This is a genomic window from Haemophilus sp. SZY H8 (genome assembly GCF_018829755.1).
Classification (GTDB): Bacteria; Pseudomonadota; Gammaproteobacteria; order Enterobacterales; family Pasteurellaceae; genus Haemophilus; species Haemophilus haemolyticus_K.
The window spans coordinates 233,037-248,539 of sequence record NZ_JAHKJY010000001.1 but is presented as its reverse complement, the minus strand read 5'-3'; the positions used below and the strand labels follow the sequence as shown (position 1 = coordinate 248,539).

The window sequence follows — 15,503 nt, the reverse complement described above, 5'->3', positions numbered from 1 at the left end:
TGCGGTTATTTTAATCGCACAAATTTCACGCCACTATGTTGTAATAGCAATTTCATTGGATCTTCATCATTTGAGACTGTTTTTTCACGTAATTCAATTAATTTCATCCGCAAATGGGCGAGTTCATGAATTCTTGTGGCCACCTCTTTAATATGTTTGTCTAACACACGATTTATTTCTTCTGCTTGTTGTTTTGAGGCATTTTCTAAATTCAGTAGGCTTTTTATTTCACTTAATGAAATATCTAAATTTCGGCAGTTACAAATAAATGATAAACGTTGCAAATGTTCTTCATTATATTGCCGAAAATTGCCTGAAGTGCGTTTTGGGGGCGGGATTAAACCTTGTTGTTCATAATAACGAATGGTTTCTACGGTACAGCCTAAGGCTTTAGCAAGTGCTCCAATTTTCATTAATCACCTTAAAAAATAACTTGACTCTAAAGTTACTTCATATTTTATCATGCGTTCAGATTTTCTTAAACAAACAAGGAGCATCCAAAATGGAATTAAAAAAAATCGCAGTGGGATTAACCGCACTTTTAGGTATGTCTGTTGCTAACGCACACAATGTTTGGCTTGAACCTGCTTCAGCTAAAGGTGAATACGTAGTGAAATTTGGACATGAACAAACTGAAACCTATCCAGAATCTAAACTTAAATCTATCCAAGCCTTAAATGCGCAAGGAAAATTAATTGCAGTTGACTATCAATTTAGAAATGGTGAAGCCTATCTTATGCCTAAATCAGATTTAGTATTCGTTCATTTCGATAATGGCGTGTGGTCAAAATTACCAAGTGGTAAATACGTTGAAAAAACAAAACGTGAAGAACCAACAGCAGAATTTAGTACCAATCCTGTTAAATTTGGTAAAGCGATTTTAAAATGGGACGCTGAATCTTTCAAATCTCATCAACAAGCTTACGAATTGATTCCTCAAGAAAAAGCACAAGCGAACAAACCACTTTCTATCCTTGTGTTACATAACGGTAAACCCGTTCAAGGCATTAAAGTGGGTGTAAGTGAAGATGCACCATTCAATTTAACGAATGAAAAAGGTATCGCTCAATTTACGCCAACTAAAGGCTTCAATAAAGTATGGGCAGAGTTTGAGGAAAAAGTAACTAATAATGCAGATTACGATCGTCGCTCTGTAGAATATATGTTAACTTTTGATGCGCAATAATATGGATTTGGGATGAAGAAAATTGTTTTTTTAACCGCACTTTTTGCGGCTTGCTATCTCCCGAATGCTTATGCCCACGCGCTTTATGTGTTTGCCCAATATGATGGGCAAACACTCTCTGGCAAATCCTATTATTCTGATATGACCCCAGCGGCTGAAACTTATTTAGAAGTTTTCCGCTCAGGTGTTTCTGATCCCGTTTTAACTGGAAAAACAGACCGCCAAGGCGCATTTAAGCTTTCTATTGCTGATGTGCCACATACAACTTTAAAAGTTGTAGTCGAAGGCGATGAAGGACACCGTGCGTCAGTTGTTGCTGCTCATACATCTGCCGAAAATCAAAGCGGTGCAGATTTAATGCTGCTTCGTGAAGATATTGCGCATTTAAAAGATAAAATTTATTTGCATGATATTTTAGGCGGAATCGGTTATATCGTTGGTATTGCTGGACTTATTGCTTTACGTAATGCGCGTAAAATTAAACAAGGACGTATTTAATGCATTTATCTGAAGGCGTGTTACATACGCCTATTTTATTAGCTGGTGCAGTGCTTGCTGTTGCGGGCATTGCTGTGGGGTTACGTCGTTTAGAATCAGAACGTTTACCGCTCACCGCACTTTTTGCTGCGGCATTTTTTGTGGCAGGAACTATTCATGTGCCCGTAGGAATTGGTAGCGTGCATTTAATTTTAAATGGCATGGCTGGTTTATTCCTAGGGTGGGCTGTATTTCCTGCATTCCTCATCGCACTTCTATTGCAAGTCATCTTCTTTTCTTTTGGCGGATTTGCAGTGTTAGGCGTCAATCTCTGCGTGATGGCAACGCCAGCAGTGATCGCTCATTATCTTTTCCGTTCTCGTTTACAACCGCACATGGATTTAAAAGATCGCTTATTAGTCGGTATTGGATCTGGCGTAATTGGCGTTGGCGGGGCAGGCGCGCTTGCTTCTTTTGTGCTGATGTTAGATGGTGGAAAAAGTTATCTGAATCTTGTTTGGCTCTTGCTAGTCTCTCATATTCCGGTATTTATTTTGGATAGTATTATCAGCGTGGGGGTGATTACCTTGCTTGGTAAAATGTATCCTGAAGTCATGAATCGTACCGAGAATGTTTCTTAATGAAAATTCACCGTTTATTTCAACCGCACTTTAGGTTGATTTATCTGTTTATCTGGGGGCTAATCATCAGTGGATTGAGCGATCTCACTTGGCTTATCCCCCTTAATTTGCTTGCAGTTTCTCTCTTTTTTATTTCACTGCGGTTCAGTCAAAAATCTTTTTTGCCTTACCTTAAACGTTGGTTTGCTTTAGTCATTTTTATTGCTTTAATGTGGGCGACATTAAGTTGGAAAATTGGCGGAAATGGCATTGAGCTCAATTCCCAAGGGATAGAATTAGCAGAAAAATTGAGTTTACGGACTCATTTATTACTGATTTCTCTTTGGCTTTTTTTGTGGAATATTAATGATGCGGTGCTTGTTCAAGCCATTGGGAAATTGCCTTTGCCAGAAAAATTAATTCAACTTTTTGTGCTGACCGTACGTTACATTGCACTACTTGGCGAATTGCGTCAAAAGATGGATATTGCCATGCGCGCTCGTGGATTTCGTCCTAGACTTAATCGCCGAACCCTTTATGTGACGGCTCAAAGTGTCGCTTTATTATTGATTCATGCCCTGTTGAAAGCCGAAACTGCGCAAATGGCTTTAAAATGTCGTGGTTTTCAGTTCGGCAAAAAGAGAGAAAAATAATATGTTAGCTGTAAATAATCTTTATATAGAACGCAATGGTAGAGCGATTATTCAAGATTTGAGTTTTACCTTGGAAGGTCAAAAACGTCTTTTCGTACAAGGGGAAATTGGATCAGGAAAAACGACGTTACTTCTTGCTTTGTTGGGATTTGTTCCTGTAACCAAAGGTGAAATTAAACTATTTGGTCAAGTTTGTCGTGAAGAAAAAGATTTCGCACCGTTTCGAGGCACTATTGGTATTTGTTTTCAAAATGCCGATGATCAACTTTTTGGTCCAACAGTGTTGGATGATATTGCCTTTGGACCATTAAATCAAAATGTGCCCAGAGAGCAGGCGTATCATATCGCAGAGCAGCAATTAGAATGTCTTGGTATCACACGTTTAAAAGATCGTATGGTACATACTTTATCTGGTGGTGAGAAAAATTTCACCGCACTTGCGGGTGTCTTAGCGATGCAACCAAAAATCTTATTATTAGATGAACCCACCAATGGATTAGATCGAAAAAATACTGAAAAATTGACCGCACTTTTGCGTGAACTTTCCTTACCCATTTTGATTTCATCCCATCATCATGGATTTATTAATGAATTAGCCACAGAAATTATCAGTTTATGATCTTCATCAAAAAGCCGAATTTTGATTGTGCTATGCTTGTTGCAAATTTGTTGACAAAGCTAAGGGCTTCGAGTGTTTTAAACATTATTTCTGTTGAAAGTCAGTTTGAAACCTCAGCCCAAATAAGCACATTAAAACGGAGGATTTATGTGTACAACCTGTGGCTGCGGACATCCAGAGCAAGTCCGCATTGGCGAATTGCCTCATTCTCATGATGATCAAGGAAGTCATCAATCAGGTACGCCAAACTTTTCACATTCAACATTTCATTTCAATAAACCAGTCGATGCAGACGATACTCAAAAACGTTTGTTAAAAATTGAGCAAGATGTTCTCGGAAAAAATAATCAATTAGCTGATCACAACCGAGCATTCTTTGCTAAACAACATATTTTAGCCTTGAATCTTGTATCGAGTCCGGGTTCAGGCAAAACCACACTTTTAACGACGACGCTAAATGCCCTCAAAAATGACTGCACTTGTTATGTAATTGAAGGCGATCAACAAACTGAAAATGATGCAGATCGTATTCGTGCTACTGGCGTGCCGGCTATTCAAGTAAATACAGGCAAAGGCTGCCACTTAGATGCGCAAATGATTAGCGAAGCTATGGTGAAATTAAGACCGCAATCTGACAGCATTATGTTTATCGAAAATGTGGGAAATTTAGTTTGTCCATCTGAATTTGATCTGGGTGAAAAAGCGAAAGTAGTTATTTTATCAGTGACAGAAGGCGAAGATAAACCGCTTAAATACCCGCATATGTTTGCCGCATCAAGTTTAATGATTTTAAATAAAGTGGATTTATTACCTTATTTGAAATTTGATGTAGAACAATGCATTGCCAACGCAAAACGTGTGAATCCAAATATTGAAGTGATTCAACTTTCTGCTACCACTGAACAAGGTCTTAGCGAGTGGTTAAATTGGTTAGAACAACAACGTAAACAAGGATAATCGATGCGATTTGTTGATGAATTTCGCGATCCTGAACTTGCCCGTAGTTTAGTGGCGCAACTTGAAAAATTGATGGAAAAAATGCCGCACTTTACGGCGCAAAATCCATTGTATTTAATGGAAGTATGTGGCGGGCATACCCATACGATTTTTAAATTTGGGTTGGATCGGCTATTGCCAAAAAGTATCGAATTTATTCATGGCCCGGGTTGTCCTGTCTGTGTGCTTCCTATGGGGCGTATTGATGTTTGTATTGAAATTGCGCTGAAACCTGATGTCATTTTTTGTACCTTTGGTGATGCAATGCGAGTGAAAGGTCGCAAAGGTTCGCTTTTAGAAGCAAAAGCGAAAGGCGCAGATGTTCGCATTGTGTATTCGCCTTTGGATGCATTGAATATTGCACAAAATAATCCGAATAAAAAAGTCGTCTTTTTTTCCTTAGGATTTGAAACGACAATGCCGAGCACGGCAGTAACGCTTCAACAAGCCAAAAAACTAGGAACAAAAAATTTCTGGATTGTTTGCCAAAACATCACGATTATCCCAACCTTACATAGCTTGCTGGCACAAGATCAAGTCAAAATTGATGGTTTTCTTGCGCCAGGGCATGTGAGTATGGTGATTGGTTCATCGCCTTATCAAGGGATTGTCGATAAATATCACAAACCTTTTGTGATTACAGGTTTTGAACCTTTAGATATTTTGCAAGCGATTGTAATGTTAGTGCAGCAATTTGTTGATGGCCGTTGTGAAATCGAAAATCAATATAAACGAATTGTTGATGATCACGGAAATGCTTTAGCCCAACGTTCAATGCAAGAAGTATTCCAGCTTAAAGCAAGTAGTGAATGGCGTGGCTTAGGGGAAATTGAACAATCTGGCGTGGAATTGACGGAGGCTTATCGTGAATTTGATGCCGAAATTTATTTCCAAAGCCAACCACAACAGGTGGCGGATGATCCTAATTCTCGTTGTGGCGATGTCTTGACTGGGCGTTGTAAACCATCTGATTGCCCATTATTTGGCACAGGTTGTAATCCTGATAACGCTTATGGCGCATTAATGGTTTCTTCCGAAGGCGCATGTGCAGCCTATTATCAATATCGGAGAGAATAAAATGAGCGAATTTATCACTATGGCGCACGGCAATGGCGGTGCAGCCATGCAAAAATTGATCCAAGATTATTTTGTTGAAGCCTTTGCTAATCCTATTTTGGCGCAAGGGGAAGATCAGGCTAGAATTCCATTAACCGAATTAGCAAAGCAAGGCGAAACACTATCATTTAGTACAGATAGTTTTGTCATTGATCCCATTTTTTTCCCTGGTGGTAATATAGGAAAATTAGCAGTGTGCGGCACGGCAAATGATGTAGCGGTGTGCGGTGCGATACCAAAATATTTATCCTGTGGCTTTATTTTGGAAGAAGGATTGCCACTTGCGGATCTTAAAGCAATTATTCAATCAATGGCTGAAACCGCAAAAGCGGCAGGTATTCAGGTTGTTACCGGCGATACAAAAGTGGTACAAAAAGGTGCAGTGGATAAGATTTTTATCAATACCAGTGGAATTGGTGTTATTCCTCAAAATTTGGATTGGGGTGTTCATAACATTCAGGCTGGCGATAAAATCATTGTTAGCGGTACCATTGGGGATCATGGCGCAACCATCTTAAATTTACGTGAAAAACTGGGTATCCAAACGGATCTTCATAGTGATTGCGCCGTGCTGTATCCATTGATTGAAAATTTACGCGAAGTAGATGGCGTAAAAGCGGTTCGAGATGCGACTCGTGGCGGAGTCAATGCTGTTTTGCATGAATTTGCACAGGCGCAACAGCTAGGTATGAATATTGATGAACAAGCCTTACCAATTCGCCAAGAAGTGCGGGGAATTTGTGAATTACTTGGTCTTGATGCATTAAACTTCGCTAATGAAGGGAAATTGGTTATTGTTGCCTCCGCTGAAAAAACACCAGAAATTTTGACCGCACTTCGTCGTCATCCATTAGGTGAAAATGCGGCTGTGATTGGTGAAGTGACAACCGATAAAAAAGTGCGTTTAGTAGGCATTTTTGGACAAAGTCGATTATTAGATTTACCAACAAATGAACCATTGCCAAGAATTTGTTAATGATTAGATAAAATCAATACGTTAGAAAAATTAAATAGGCGAAGTGATTTCTCAACTTAGCAAAAATACCCTAGAACAGCTAGAGTAGTTTATCCATGACTGACGATTTTTCCCAAATGGTACAGAAGGCTACCGCACTATAGAGACTACAATGGTTGGTGTAGGTGCTGATTATAATGGGGGATACAGCCCTTTCTGGGCTTTATTTTCTTGCGGTAAATCGTGCTTTTACAGGCATACGCAATGCAATTCGCTCACGGTTTAATGCTAAAGCATTTTCTGTGGGCAAATAATTTTGCCAAAGATTAGGATCATCAGGTAGCTCCTCTGTCCAAAAATATTGTACATTGAAACCACGAGCAAGACACTCTTCATGCAATAAGTCGTAACGTTGCTTTAAAAACGCAAGTTTATTAAAGAAAAATCGTACATGTCCTTCGCCTAATTTATAATCTTCAGGCTGCCCTTTTAAGCTAAATTTACCTTTCGCAATAGCATTTGGAATCCGTGTTAGCTCGCGATGTTCCGCTAATAGATGCTGATCGCAAAGTTCCGCTGGGGGAACAAGGTTAATTCTGGTCATAAAATCTCTCTTTATTATTTCATATCCCATCGAGTAACGAATATGACTAATTCCGCCAATAATGTGCTAGGTAATAAGTAAGGTAACGATTACTAAAACTAAGGTGAGTAGAAAAACTAAATTATTGCTTTTATTGAAAACTTAGAAGAGGAAAAATAAAGGGGTGGTGGAGCTGGGGGGAGTTGAACCCCCGTCCGAAATTACTCTACCTTCAGTACTACACGTTTAGTCTCGTCTTTAATTTCACTTAAGCATGCGGACAGACACGCTAAACTTAAGCTAGTTTGATTCAATTTAGTGCTTCGATCCTCAAACGGTGGCTTCCACACGATCTCGTTTTGGTTTGACTCCGCGTTATCCCCGTCTTACGAGCGGAAGCTAGGGCGCGAAGGCTAAATGCAGGTTATTAAGCTGCTAAAGCGTATTGTTCGTCGTTTGCGACTATTTTTTTGCGGTTTATTTACGAGGCCTACCGCACCTCGACGTGCACCTTGGGCTTCGCTAATCCCGTCGAATCCAGAATCAGCCCCAAAATTGTAGACTAGTCTAACAAAAAACAAGCAGAAGAAAAAGAGCGGTATTTATTAAATGCGTGAGTTAGGGTAAAATTTCGGCATTTTTTATAGGAGAAAATAATGTCATTTTTTAAATATTTAGTACTCGCTTTGTTTGCAGCTAGTTATTCAATTTCTTCTGCAATTGCAAAAGAAAATGTTTCAAAGGAAAAACCTAAAAGTGTAGAAAAAACTGCAAGTGCAGAAAAAAGCTACCCTAAGTATGTTAACTATGCTATGTCTATTGATGTTGGCGATAGAGATATTGTTGTAGGTGAGGATGGTCAGGCACTTTCTCGCTTTAAATATACCATTACGAATAAAAGTGAATTCCCGATTCAAAATATTCAATGGATGAGTGTGTATGTGCATAATCGTCAAGTTGTGCATAGCCAAGATATGCAAATAGAATTAGAAAATACCTTATTGCCAGGCAAGTCTCTGACAATCAATTTACAAATTCCATTTGCTCAAATTGATGAAAAATACCGTTCAATTTTTATGAATACACAAGAACCTATTCATGTTTATAAAATTGAACGTTCAGTCATGTTTAAAGATAAGAAAGTCGTTTCTGATAATTAAGCATGTATACTTGAACAGTAATTAAAGTGCGGTTATACTAAATAAAATTTAACCGCACTTTTTTTATGCTACAAGATAAAAAAATTATTCACATTGATATGGATTGTTTTTACGCATCAATTGAGATTCGTGAAAATCCTAATTTACAGGGGAAACCTGTTGCAGTAGGTGGTTCTTCTCGTCAACGTGGTGTATTGACAACTTGTAATTATGAGGCGAGAAAATTTGGTTTGCATAGTGCAATGCCAACGGCTCAAGCCATAAAAAAATGTCCTAATCTCATTCTTGTGCCCGTGAATATGGCTTTGTATAAACAAGTCTCGGCACAAATTCATCAAATCTTCCAGCGTTACACTGATATTATTGAACCACTTTCTTTAGATGAAGCTTATTTAGATGTCACGCACGGCCAAAAATGTTCTGGCTCAGCTACTTGGATTGCGCAAGAAATTCGCCAAGCAATTTTTGATGAGTTGCATTTAACTGCCTCGGCAGGTGTGGCGCCTTTAAAATTCCTTGCCAAAATCGCTTCAGATATGAATAAACCTAATGGGCAATTTGTGATTAAGCCGAATGAAGTCAGTGAATTTATTAAAACCTTATCTTTAAATAAAATTCCTGGTGTGGGTAAAGTAACATCACAACGATTACTTGATATGGGATTAGAAACTTGTGCTGACATTCAAAACTTTGATCAAATCGTCTTATTAAATCAATTTGGTAAAGCGGGTAAACGTATTTGGGATTTTAGCCACGGCATTGATGATCGTGAAGTACAAGCTCATCGTGAACGTAAATCAGTCGGCGTAGAACAGACGTTGATTGAGAACATTCATACAGTTGAGCAAGCTTTAGCCTTATTAAATAATCTTTATCAAGAGCTAATTCGTCGCCTTGAGCGTGTTAGCCGTAATATACCGTTATCTGCATTTCGTAAAATCGGTATAAAGCTTAAATTTGAAGATTTTCAAGTAACTACTTTGGAGAAAACAGGTTTGCCACTTTTTTTGGAGAGTTTTCAACAATTACTTCCTCAAATTTTTATGCGAGCAAAAGGGCGATCGATTCGTTTAATTGGGCTATATGTCAATTTACCCGAAGAAAATAAACAAGAACAAATGAGTCTCTGGTGATATAATATCGCGGTTTTTTAGGAGTCGATACAATGGAACATAAATTAGAAGATATTATTGCAATTTTTAATCAATGTTTTGAAGAGGAATACAACACTCGCTTAGTCAAAGGCGGTGAAGAACCCATTTATTTACCCGCAAATAATGAAGTGCCTTATAACGCGATTTATTTTGCTAGAGGCTTTTACAGCAGTGCCTTGCACGAAATTGCCCATTGGTTAGTAGCAGGCAAAGAACGTCGTAAACTAGAAGATTTTGGTTATTGGTATGAGCCAGATGGACGTTCAGAAGAACGTCAGCGTGATTTTGAAAAAGTTGAAGTTAAACCGCAAGCATTAGAGTGGATTTTGGCGACGGCGGCAGGTTTTCGTTATTTTGCTAGTGCGGATAATTTGAATGGCAATCCAGGCGATACACAGCCTTTTAAACAAGCCGTGTATGAACAAGTGAAAATCTATGCGGAAAAAGGTTTACCAAAACGAGCTGAAACGTTACGCCATGCCCTTGCTATTTTTTATGGCACAGAAGATAGTATTGATTTAAGTAAATTTGATGTGACGCGTATTTAAAGAGCGGCGATTTTTAACCGCACTTTTGACACTGTCAATTTTCCCTAAAATCGGCTAGAATACGCCGATTTTATTTTCAGTGACTTACAAATGATGAAAGATTCCATTATTGCAAAATTAGAAAGTTTAAAAGAACGTTATGAAGAGCTAGAAGCCTTATTGGGCGATGTTTCTGTAATTAGTGATCAGGATAAATTCCGTGCTTATTCTAAAGAATATTCGCAACTTGAAGAAGTGGTGAAATGTTTTAATCGTTGGACGCAATTAAATCAAAATATTGAAGAAGCTGAAATATTGCTCGACGATCCTGAAATGAAAGAAATGGCGCAAATGGAAATCGAAGAATCCAAAGCGGAAATTGAAGAAGTGGAACAACAACTTCAAATTCTTCTACTGCCGAAAGATCCTAATGATGAATATAACTGCTATTTAGAAATTCGTGCGGGAACTGGTGGTGATGAAGCGGGTATTTTTGCGGGTGATTTATTCCGTATGTACAGTCGTTATGCTGAAAGTAAACGCTGGCGTGTAGAAATGCTAAGTGCTAATGAAAGTGAGCAAGGCGGTTATAAAGAGGTGATTGTTAAAGTTACTGGCGAAGGTGTGTATGGTCAGTTAAAGTTTGAGTCTGGTGGTCATCGTGTGCAACGTGTACCAAAAACTGAATCGCAAGGGCGTATCCACACTTCTGCTTGTACTGTTGCGGTAATGCCAGAATTGCCAGAATCTGAAATGCCAGAAATTAATCCAGCAGATTTGCGTATTGATACTTATCGCTCATCAGGCGCTGGTGGTCAGCACGTAAACACAACGGATTCTGCAGTGCGTATTACACACATTCCAACAGGCATTGTTGTGGAATGTCAGGATGAGCGTTCACAGCATAAAAATAAAGCGAAAGCAATGTCGGTATTAGCGTCACGTATTGTTCAAGCAGAGCAAGAGCGCCAAGCTGCAGAACAAACAGATATGCGCCGTAATTTATTAGGTTCGGGCGATCGCTCCGATAAAATCCGTACATATAATTATCCGCAAGGCCGTGTAACCGATCACCGCATCAATTTAACGATTTATCGTTTAGATGAAGTGATGAATGGTAAAATTGATGAACTGATTCAGCCGATTATTACCGAATATCAAGCGGATCAGTTGGCGGCATTGTCTGAACAGAATTAATGATAGGGGCATCTGATTTCAGATGTCCTTTTTAACGTTACAGGGAAATAAAATGATCATTGAAAATCAAAAAGATGCTGAATTTTCTTCTGCTTTCAAACCTTCTCAACCCGCTCAAGCAAGTCGTTTTAAACGCTGGCTTGCGAGCATGATTAATGGGCTTGTGCTTTGGGTGATGGTTGGTCTCGGTTTTGCATTGGGGGATTTTGCCGGTGTAGTGGGGTCGATTGTATATATTGGTTTTCAGTTATATTTCATGAAAACTTATGGTCAAACAATGGCAAAACGCTGGTTAGGCTTGCGCGTATTTAATTATCATACCCATCAACCTGTTGAATTTGGTAAATACATCGGTCGCGAAATTATTGATATTTTATTAGCGTGGACGAGTTTCTTATTGATTATTAGCGGTATTGTTGCACTTGTACGCGATGATCGCCGTTCTTTAACTGATTTAGTGGCTGGCACGATTGTGTTAAAAGACGAAAAATAATGAATTATAAAGAATGGCTGGCACAAGCGATTGCGGATTTGGCACAAAAAAATCCCACTGAAAATAGTAAAATTGATGCGCTTGTGCTTCTTCAACATGCTACTGGCAAATCGCGTACGCAAATCCTTGCTTTTGATGATACCGAGATTGATGAAAAAGTGCGGTTAAAATTAACCGCACTTTTAGATCGTCGTCTAAAAGGCGAACCTATCGCTTATATTCTTGGTGAAAAAGAATTTTGGTCATTGCCATTAAATGTATCTGAAGGAACATTAATTCCTCGTCCAGATACTGAAATTCTCGTAGAGAAAGCATTACAAGTTGCGTTAGAAAAACTAGAAAAAACTCCACCGCACTTTCGTATTCTTGATCTTGGCACAGGCACAGGCGCTATCGCGTTAGCATTAGCATCGGAGCTTTCCTCTATTTGTCAAAAACAGCATATTTCATTAGAAATCATTGGTGCTGATCTTATGCCTGATGTTGTGGCGTTAGCTCAATCTAATGCAGAAAGAAATAAGTTAAATGTGCAATTTTTGCAGAGCCGTTGGTTTGAAAATATAACAGGGCAGTTTGATCTTATTGTCAGCAATCCGCCTTATATTGATGCTCAAGATGAACATTTACGTCAAGGCGATGTGCGTTTTGAACCCCTTTCTGCATTAGTTGCCAATGATGCCGGTTATGCTGATTTACGTCATATTATTGAATTAGCGCCGAGTTATTTGAATTCTAATGGCGTATTATTACTTGAGCATGGATGGCAACAAGGCGAAAAAGTGCGGTCAATTTTCCAAGAAAATCATTGGGAAATGGTTGAAACCGTGCGTGATTATGGCGACAATGAGCGCGTCACTTTAGGTTTTTGGAAGAAGTAATGAAATATTATCGACGTGCGTTATACGATCAATTTGTGCATTTTTATAATACCATCTCAGATGATGGATCATCAGAAGCACAAATTCGGGGAAAAATTGGCGGGTTTGTACGTCGAGCGCGTAAAGAAATTTCGCCAGATTGGCCGAAAGAAGAGCAGATTCATCAGTTATTACAGTTATTTTATGGTGATTGGGGCTTTCATTGTGATTCGGAAGAGTATTTCTACGCGCGTAATTTGTATTTGCCTTATGTGTTGGAGCACCGCCAAGGAATGCCAGTGACGCTTGGAGCAATTGTGCTTTATTTAGCCGAGGTATTGGATTTGCCGATTTACCCAGTAAATTTCCCAACACAGCTCATTTTACGTGCCGAAGTAAGAGATGAAGTGGCTTTTATTGATCCTTGGGATGGTACTTATATATCGCAAGAAAAATTACAGCAACTTTATGAAGGGGCATTTGGTTTTGGCGTGCAAATTCAACCAGAAGAACTTGATAGAGCCGATCTTTCTTTGCTTTATTCTCGTTTTGAGCAATTGGCGAAGAATGCACTCATCCGAGAAGAACATAACGACATGGCATACCGCTATATTGAAAATTTATTGATTGGTAATGATGAAGATCCTTATCACATCCGTGATCGCGGTTTAGTTTTAGCTCAGATGGGCGCTTACCCTGCAGCATTGAAAGATTTAGAATTTTTTGTGGAACGTTGTCCGGAAGACCCAACTGCGGCTTTAATCCGAACTCAACTTTTAGAACTTAAGGGCGAGATTGATAAAGATCCTTTTCCCCTCCATTGATTTAAGGAAAATTTATGCAAAATAAAATTGTAAAAATTGGCAATATTGATGTTGCAAATGACAAACCTTTCGTGCTTTTTGGTGGAATGAACGTACTTGAAAGCCGTGATATGGCAATGCAAGTCTGCGAAGCTTACGTGAAAGTGACGGAGAAACTTGGCGTGCCTTACGTATTTAAAGCTTCTTTTGACAAAGCGAATCGTTCATCTATTCATTCTTACCGTGGCCCAGGTATGGAAGAAGGGTTAAAAATTTTCCAAGAATTAAAAGATACGTTCGGTGTAAAAATTATTACCGATGTACACGAAATCTATCAATGTCAGCCCGTTGCAGATGTTGTCGATATTATTCAACTTCCAGCCTTTTTGGCTCGTCAAACAGATCTCGTTGAAGCGATGGCGAAAACAGGTGCAGTGATTAATGTGAAAAAACCACAATTTTTAAGCCCAGGTCAAATGGGTAATATCGTGGAAAAAATCGAAGAATGTGGTAACGATAAAATCATTCTTTGTGATCGCGGTACAAACTTTGGGTATGATAATTTAATTGTGGATATGCTTGGCTTCAGCGTCATGAAAAAAGCATCTAAGGGCAGCCCAGTTATTTTTGATGTAACCCATTCACTTCAATGCCGTGATCCATTTGGGGCTGCATCAGGTGGCCGTCGCGCGCAAGTAACCGAACTCGCACGTTCTGGTTTAGCGGTAGGAATTGCAGGTTTATTCTTAGAAGCGCATCCAAATCCAAATCAAGCGAAATGTGATGGCCCTTCAGCATTGCCTCTTTCTGCTCTTGAAGGTTTTGTATCTCAAATGAAAGCAATTGATGATTTAGTAAAATCTTTCCCAGAATTGGATACTTCAATCTAAGAAAATATTTAAGCAAAAGTGCGGTTAATTTTGACCGCACTTTGATCTGCACCCCAAAACCTGGACACCTACTTTGAGGTGCAGATTATGTCCTACTCTTATCAATTTCGTTTGAAAATTATCAAACTCGTCATCGAACAGGATTATGGTATCCGTGAGGTGGCTAAACTTCATAAAATTTCTCACGCTCTCGTCATTTATTGGCTAAAAGCATTTCGGGAAAGAGGGCTTGATGGCGTAAAATCGCCTTATACAAGCCTTCAAACCCCGAAAATAGTGAAGCCAAAAATGAAAAAGAAAGACATTGAAATTCCAGAAACCACAGACTTTTCACCTAAAGCGTTTAAAAAGTTACAGAGAGAGCTCGCCTTAGCTCGAGCGGAGATTGCTTACCTAAAGGAATTGGAGGCGTTCGACTGTCAAAAACAACAACAGAAAAAAGAAAAATAATTGAAAGCTTGAAGCCAGACCATGCGTTAAATGATTTACTTCGTGTGGCAAAAATGCCTCGCTCAAGCTTTTACTATAAAGAGATTAAGCGAGATGATCACGAGGTAAAAGAGGCTATCTTATCGCTGTATAAAAAGAACAGAAAACGAGATGGTTATCGCCCCATGACGTTTAAATTACGTCAAATAGGTTTTAATTTGAATCATAAAACGGTGTTAAAGCTAATGAACGAGTTAGGAATTCATTCCATTTTACGCAAGAAAAGACATGGAAAACGTGGAAAAACATCGCATATTGCCCCGAATTTACTGAATCGTGATTTTACCGCAACGGCACTCAATCAAAAATGGGTAACGGATGTAACGGATGTAACGGATGTAACGGAGTTTCATGTTGGGCAAGAAAAGCTTTATTTTTCACCGTTGATGGACTTGGCTAACCGAGAAATTATAGCCTATAACTTTTCAACACGCCCCAAATTTTCATTGGTAAAAAAGATGTTAGCACAAGGGCTTAATCGGCTTAAAGCGACAGAATGCCCGATTATTCATAGCGACCAAGGCGTATTGTATGGCTCGGCGGAATGGGTAAAGATGTTGGAGGGTAAAGCGGTGCAAAGTATGAGCCGCCAAGGAAATTGCTACGATAATGCGGTGATTGAAAGCTTTTTTGCGATATTAAAATCAGAGTGTTTTACTCACGGACTTATCATTCAATTGCTGAATTACAGGCTGAAATTGAAGAATATTTAAGTAAACTAACCTATC

Annotated in this window: 20 protein-coding genes and 1 other RNA gene; 18 read left to right on the top strand and 3 right to left on the bottom strand. The window is 39.0% G+C overall.

Annotated elements, in window-relative coordinates; all coding sequences use genetic code 11:
• Positions 1-5: 5 nt before the first annotated feature.
• On the bottom strand, positions 6-413 hold the full coding sequence (locus tag KKW16_RS01190; RefSeq protein WP_005633867.1) for a Cd(II)/Pb(II)-responsive transcriptional regulator: 408 nt from the start codon (positions 411-413) through the stop codon (positions 6-8).
• An 89-nt stretch (positions 414-502) separates the two neighbouring features.
• Between KKW16_RS01190 and KKW16_RS01185 the strand changes: the two genes are divergently transcribed.
• From KKW16_RS01185 to hypE, 8 genes are all read left to right on the top strand, one after another.
• Positions 503-1,186, top strand: a complete 684-nt coding sequence (locus KKW16_RS01185; protein ID WP_215767815.1) for a DUF4198 domain-containing protein — start codon at positions 503-505, stop codon at positions 1,184-1,186.
• A 12-nt stretch (positions 1,187-1,198) separates the two neighbouring features.
• A complete protein-coding gene (locus tag KKW16_RS01180; protein WP_005632431.1) occupies positions 1,199-1,684 on the top strand; it encodes an HI_1622 family ECF transport-associated protein in 486 nt (161 codons plus the stop codon).
• Entirely contained in the window at positions 1,684-2,304 is a 621-nt protein-coding gene (gene cbiM / locus KKW16_RS01175; RefSeq protein ID WP_118808492.1) for a cobalt transporter CbiM, read from the top strand. The genes KKW16_RS01180 and cbiM overlap by 1 nt, the downstream gene beginning before the upstream one ends.
• Entirely contained in the window at positions 2,304-2,936 is a 633-nt protein-coding gene (locus KKW16_RS01170; protein WP_215767814.1) for an energy-coupling factor transporter transmembrane component T family protein, read from the top strand. The genes cbiM and KKW16_RS01170 overlap by 1 nt, the downstream gene beginning before the upstream one ends.
• Before the next feature lies 1 nt (position 2,937).
• Positions 2,938-3,555, top strand: a complete 618-nt coding sequence (locus KKW16_RS01165; protein WP_215767813.1) for an energy-coupling factor ABC transporter ATP-binding protein — start codon at positions 2,938-2,940, stop codon at positions 3,553-3,555.
• A gap of 147 nt (positions 3,556-3,702) precedes the next feature.
• Positions 3,703-4,512, top strand: coding sequence for a hydrogenase nickel incorporation protein HypB (gene hypB, locus KKW16_RS01160; RefSeq protein WP_215767812.1), 810 nt, complete (start codon positions 3,703-3,705; stop codon positions 4,510-4,512).
• A 3-nt stretch (positions 4,513-4,515) separates the two neighbouring features.
• Positions 4,516-5,628 carry a hydrogenase formation protein HypD gene (hypD, locus tag KKW16_RS01155; protein ID WP_215767811.1) on the top strand — a complete coding sequence of 371 codons (1,113 nt, stop codon included), beginning with the start codon at positions 4,516-4,518 and terminating at the stop codon, positions 5,626-5,628.
• A 1-nt stretch (position 5,629) separates the two neighbouring features.
• Positions 5,630-6,643: a hydrogenase expression/formation protein HypE gene (hypE, locus tag KKW16_RS01150; RefSeq protein WP_215767810.1), complete on the top strand. Its 1,014-nt coding sequence runs from the start codon at positions 5,630-5,632 to the stop codon at positions 6,641-6,643.
• A 202-nt stretch (positions 6,644-6,845) separates the two neighbouring features.
• On the opposite strand, the gene KKW16_RS01145 is transcribed toward hypE, so the two are convergent.
• Positions 6,846-7,226 (bottom strand): pyrimidine dimer DNA glycosylase/endonuclease V, encoded by a 381-nt coding sequence (locus KKW16_RS01145; protein WP_215767809.1) that lies wholly within the window; start codon positions 7,224-7,226, stop codon positions 6,846-6,848.
• A 164-nt stretch (positions 7,227-7,390) separates the two neighbouring features.
• Positions 7,391-7,756: a transfer-messenger RNA gene (ssrA, locus tag KKW16_RS01140) on the bottom strand.
• 105 nt (positions 7,757-7,861) lie between these two features.
• Here ssrA and KKW16_RS01135 point away from each other — a divergent pair.
• The 10 genes from KKW16_RS01135 to KKW16_RS01090 all read left to right on the top strand — a co-directional run bounded on the left by KKW16_RS01135 (position 7,862) and on the right by KKW16_RS01090 (position 15,488).
• Positions 7,862-8,365 carry a hypothetical protein gene (locus tag KKW16_RS01135; protein WP_215767808.1) on the top strand — a complete coding sequence of 168 codons (504 nt, stop codon included), beginning with the start codon at positions 7,862-7,864 and terminating at the stop codon, positions 8,363-8,365.
• A 65-nt stretch (positions 8,366-8,430) separates the two neighbouring features.
• A complete protein-coding gene (gene dinB, locus KKW16_RS01130; protein ID WP_215767807.1) occupies positions 8,431-9,498 on the top strand; it encodes a DNA polymerase IV in 1,068 nt (355 codons plus the stop codon).
• A gap of 32 nt (positions 9,499-9,530) precedes the next feature.
• Positions 9,531-10,067: an elongation factor P hydroxylase gene (locus tag KKW16_RS01125; protein WP_215767806.1), complete on the top strand. Its 537-nt coding sequence runs from the start codon at positions 9,531-9,533 to the stop codon at positions 10,065-10,067.
• Positions 10,068-10,160: 93 nt separating this feature from the next.
• Positions 10,161-11,243 carry a peptide chain release factor 1 gene (gene prfA, locus KKW16_RS01120; protein WP_032803489.1) on the top strand — a complete coding sequence of 361 codons (1,083 nt, stop codon included), beginning with the start codon at positions 10,161-10,163 and terminating at the stop codon, positions 11,241-11,243.
• 52 nt (positions 11,244-11,295) lie between these two features.
• Positions 11,296-11,736 (top strand): RDD family protein, encoded by a 441-nt coding sequence (locus KKW16_RS01115; RefSeq protein WP_215767805.1) that lies wholly within the window; start codon positions 11,296-11,298, stop codon positions 11,734-11,736.
• Positions 11,736-12,614 (top strand): peptide chain release factor N(5)-glutamine methyltransferase, encoded by an 879-nt coding sequence (gene prmC / locus KKW16_RS01110; protein ID WP_215767804.1) that lies wholly within the window; start codon positions 11,736-11,738, stop codon positions 12,612-12,614. The genes KKW16_RS01115 and prmC overlap by 1 nt, the downstream gene beginning before the upstream one ends.
• Positions 12,614-13,417, top strand: coding sequence for a SirB1 family protein (locus tag KKW16_RS01105; RefSeq protein ID WP_215767803.1), 804 nt, complete (start codon positions 12,614-12,616; stop codon positions 13,415-13,417). The genes prmC and KKW16_RS01105 overlap by 1 nt, the downstream gene beginning before the upstream one ends.
• A gap of 14 nt (positions 13,418-13,431) precedes the next feature.
• Positions 13,432-14,286 carry a 3-deoxy-8-phosphooctulonate synthase gene (kdsA, locus tag KKW16_RS01100; RefSeq protein ID WP_005629022.1) on the top strand — a complete coding sequence of 285 codons (855 nt, stop codon included), beginning with the start codon at positions 13,432-13,434 and terminating at the stop codon, positions 14,284-14,286.
• 87 nt (positions 14,287-14,373) lie between these two features.
• Positions 14,374-14,736 (top strand): transposase, encoded by a 363-nt coding sequence (locus KKW16_RS01095; protein WP_215767802.1) that lies wholly within the window; start codon positions 14,374-14,376, stop codon positions 14,734-14,736.
• Positions 14,688-15,488, top strand: a complete 801-nt coding sequence (locus KKW16_RS01090) for an IS3 family transposase (RefSeq protein ID WP_215767905.1) — start codon at positions 14,688-14,690, stop codon at positions 15,486-15,488. The genes KKW16_RS01095 and KKW16_RS01090 overlap by 49 nt, the downstream gene beginning before the upstream one ends.
• Positions 15,489-15,503: the final 15 nt, after the last annotated feature.

Coding starts and splice junctions, on each gene's coding strand:
- KKW16_RS01165 (WP_215767813.1), top strand. CDS start 2,938: ATGTTAGCTGTAAATAATCTTTATATAGAACGCAATGGTAGAGCGATT.
- cbiM (WP_118808492.1), top strand. CDS start 1,684: ATGCATTTATCTGAAGGCGTGTTACATACGCCTATTTTATTAGCTGGT.
- KKW16_RS01180 (WP_005632431.1), top strand. CDS start 1,199: ATGAAGAAAATTGTTTTTTTAACCGCACTTTTTGCGGCTTGCTATCTC.
- KKW16_RS01095 (WP_215767802.1), top strand. CDS start 14,374: ATGTCCTACTCTTATCAATTTCGTTTGAAAATTATCAAACTCGTCATC.
- KKW16_RS01185 (WP_215767815.1), top strand. CDS start 503: ATGGAATTAAAAAAAATCGCAGTGGGATTAACCGCACTTTTAGGTATG.
- dinB (WP_215767807.1), top strand. CDS start 8,431: ATGCTACAAGATAAAAAAATTATTCACATTGATATGGATTGTTTTTAC.
- kdsA (WP_005629022.1), top strand. CDS start 13,432: ATGCAAAATAAAATTGTAAAAATTGGCAATATTGATGTTGCAAATGAC.
- hypB (WP_215767812.1), top strand. CDS start 3,703: ATGTGTACAACCTGTGGCTGCGGACATCCAGAGCAAGTCCGCATTGGC.
- KKW16_RS01170 (WP_215767814.1), top strand. CDS start 2,304: ATGAAAATTCACCGTTTATTTCAACCGCACTTTAGGTTGATTTATCTG.
- KKW16_RS01190 (WP_005633867.1), bottom strand. CDS start 413: ATGAAAATTGGAGCACTTGCTAAAGCCTTAGGCTGTACCGTAGAAACC.
- prfA (WP_032803489.1), top strand. CDS start 10,161: ATGAAAGATTCCATTATTGCAAAATTAGAAAGTTTAAAAGAACGTTAT.
- KKW16_RS01125 (WP_215767806.1), top strand. CDS start 9,531: ATGGAACATAAATTAGAAGATATTATTGCAATTTTTAATCAATGTTTT.
- KKW16_RS01115 (WP_215767805.1), top strand. CDS start 11,296: ATGATCATTGAAAATCAAAAAGATGCTGAATTTTCTTCTGCTTTCAAA.
- hypD (WP_215767811.1), top strand. CDS start 4,516: ATGCGATTTGTTGATGAATTTCGCGATCCTGAACTTGCCCGTAGTTTA.
- KKW16_RS01135 (WP_215767808.1), top strand. CDS start 7,862: ATGTCATTTTTTAAATATTTAGTACTCGCTTTGTTTGCAGCTAGTTAT.
- KKW16_RS01105 (WP_215767803.1), top strand. CDS start 12,614: ATGAAATATTATCGACGTGCGTTATACGATCAATTTGTGCATTTTTAT.
- KKW16_RS01145 (WP_215767809.1), bottom strand. CDS start 7,226: ATGACCAGAATTAACCTTGTTCCCCCAGCGGAACTTTGCGATCAGCAT.
- hypE (WP_215767810.1), top strand. CDS start 5,630: ATGAGCGAATTTATCACTATGGCGCACGGCAATGGCGGTGCAGCCATG.
- prmC (WP_215767804.1), top strand. CDS start 11,736: ATGAATTATAAAGAATGGCTGGCACAAGCGATTGCGGATTTGGCACAA.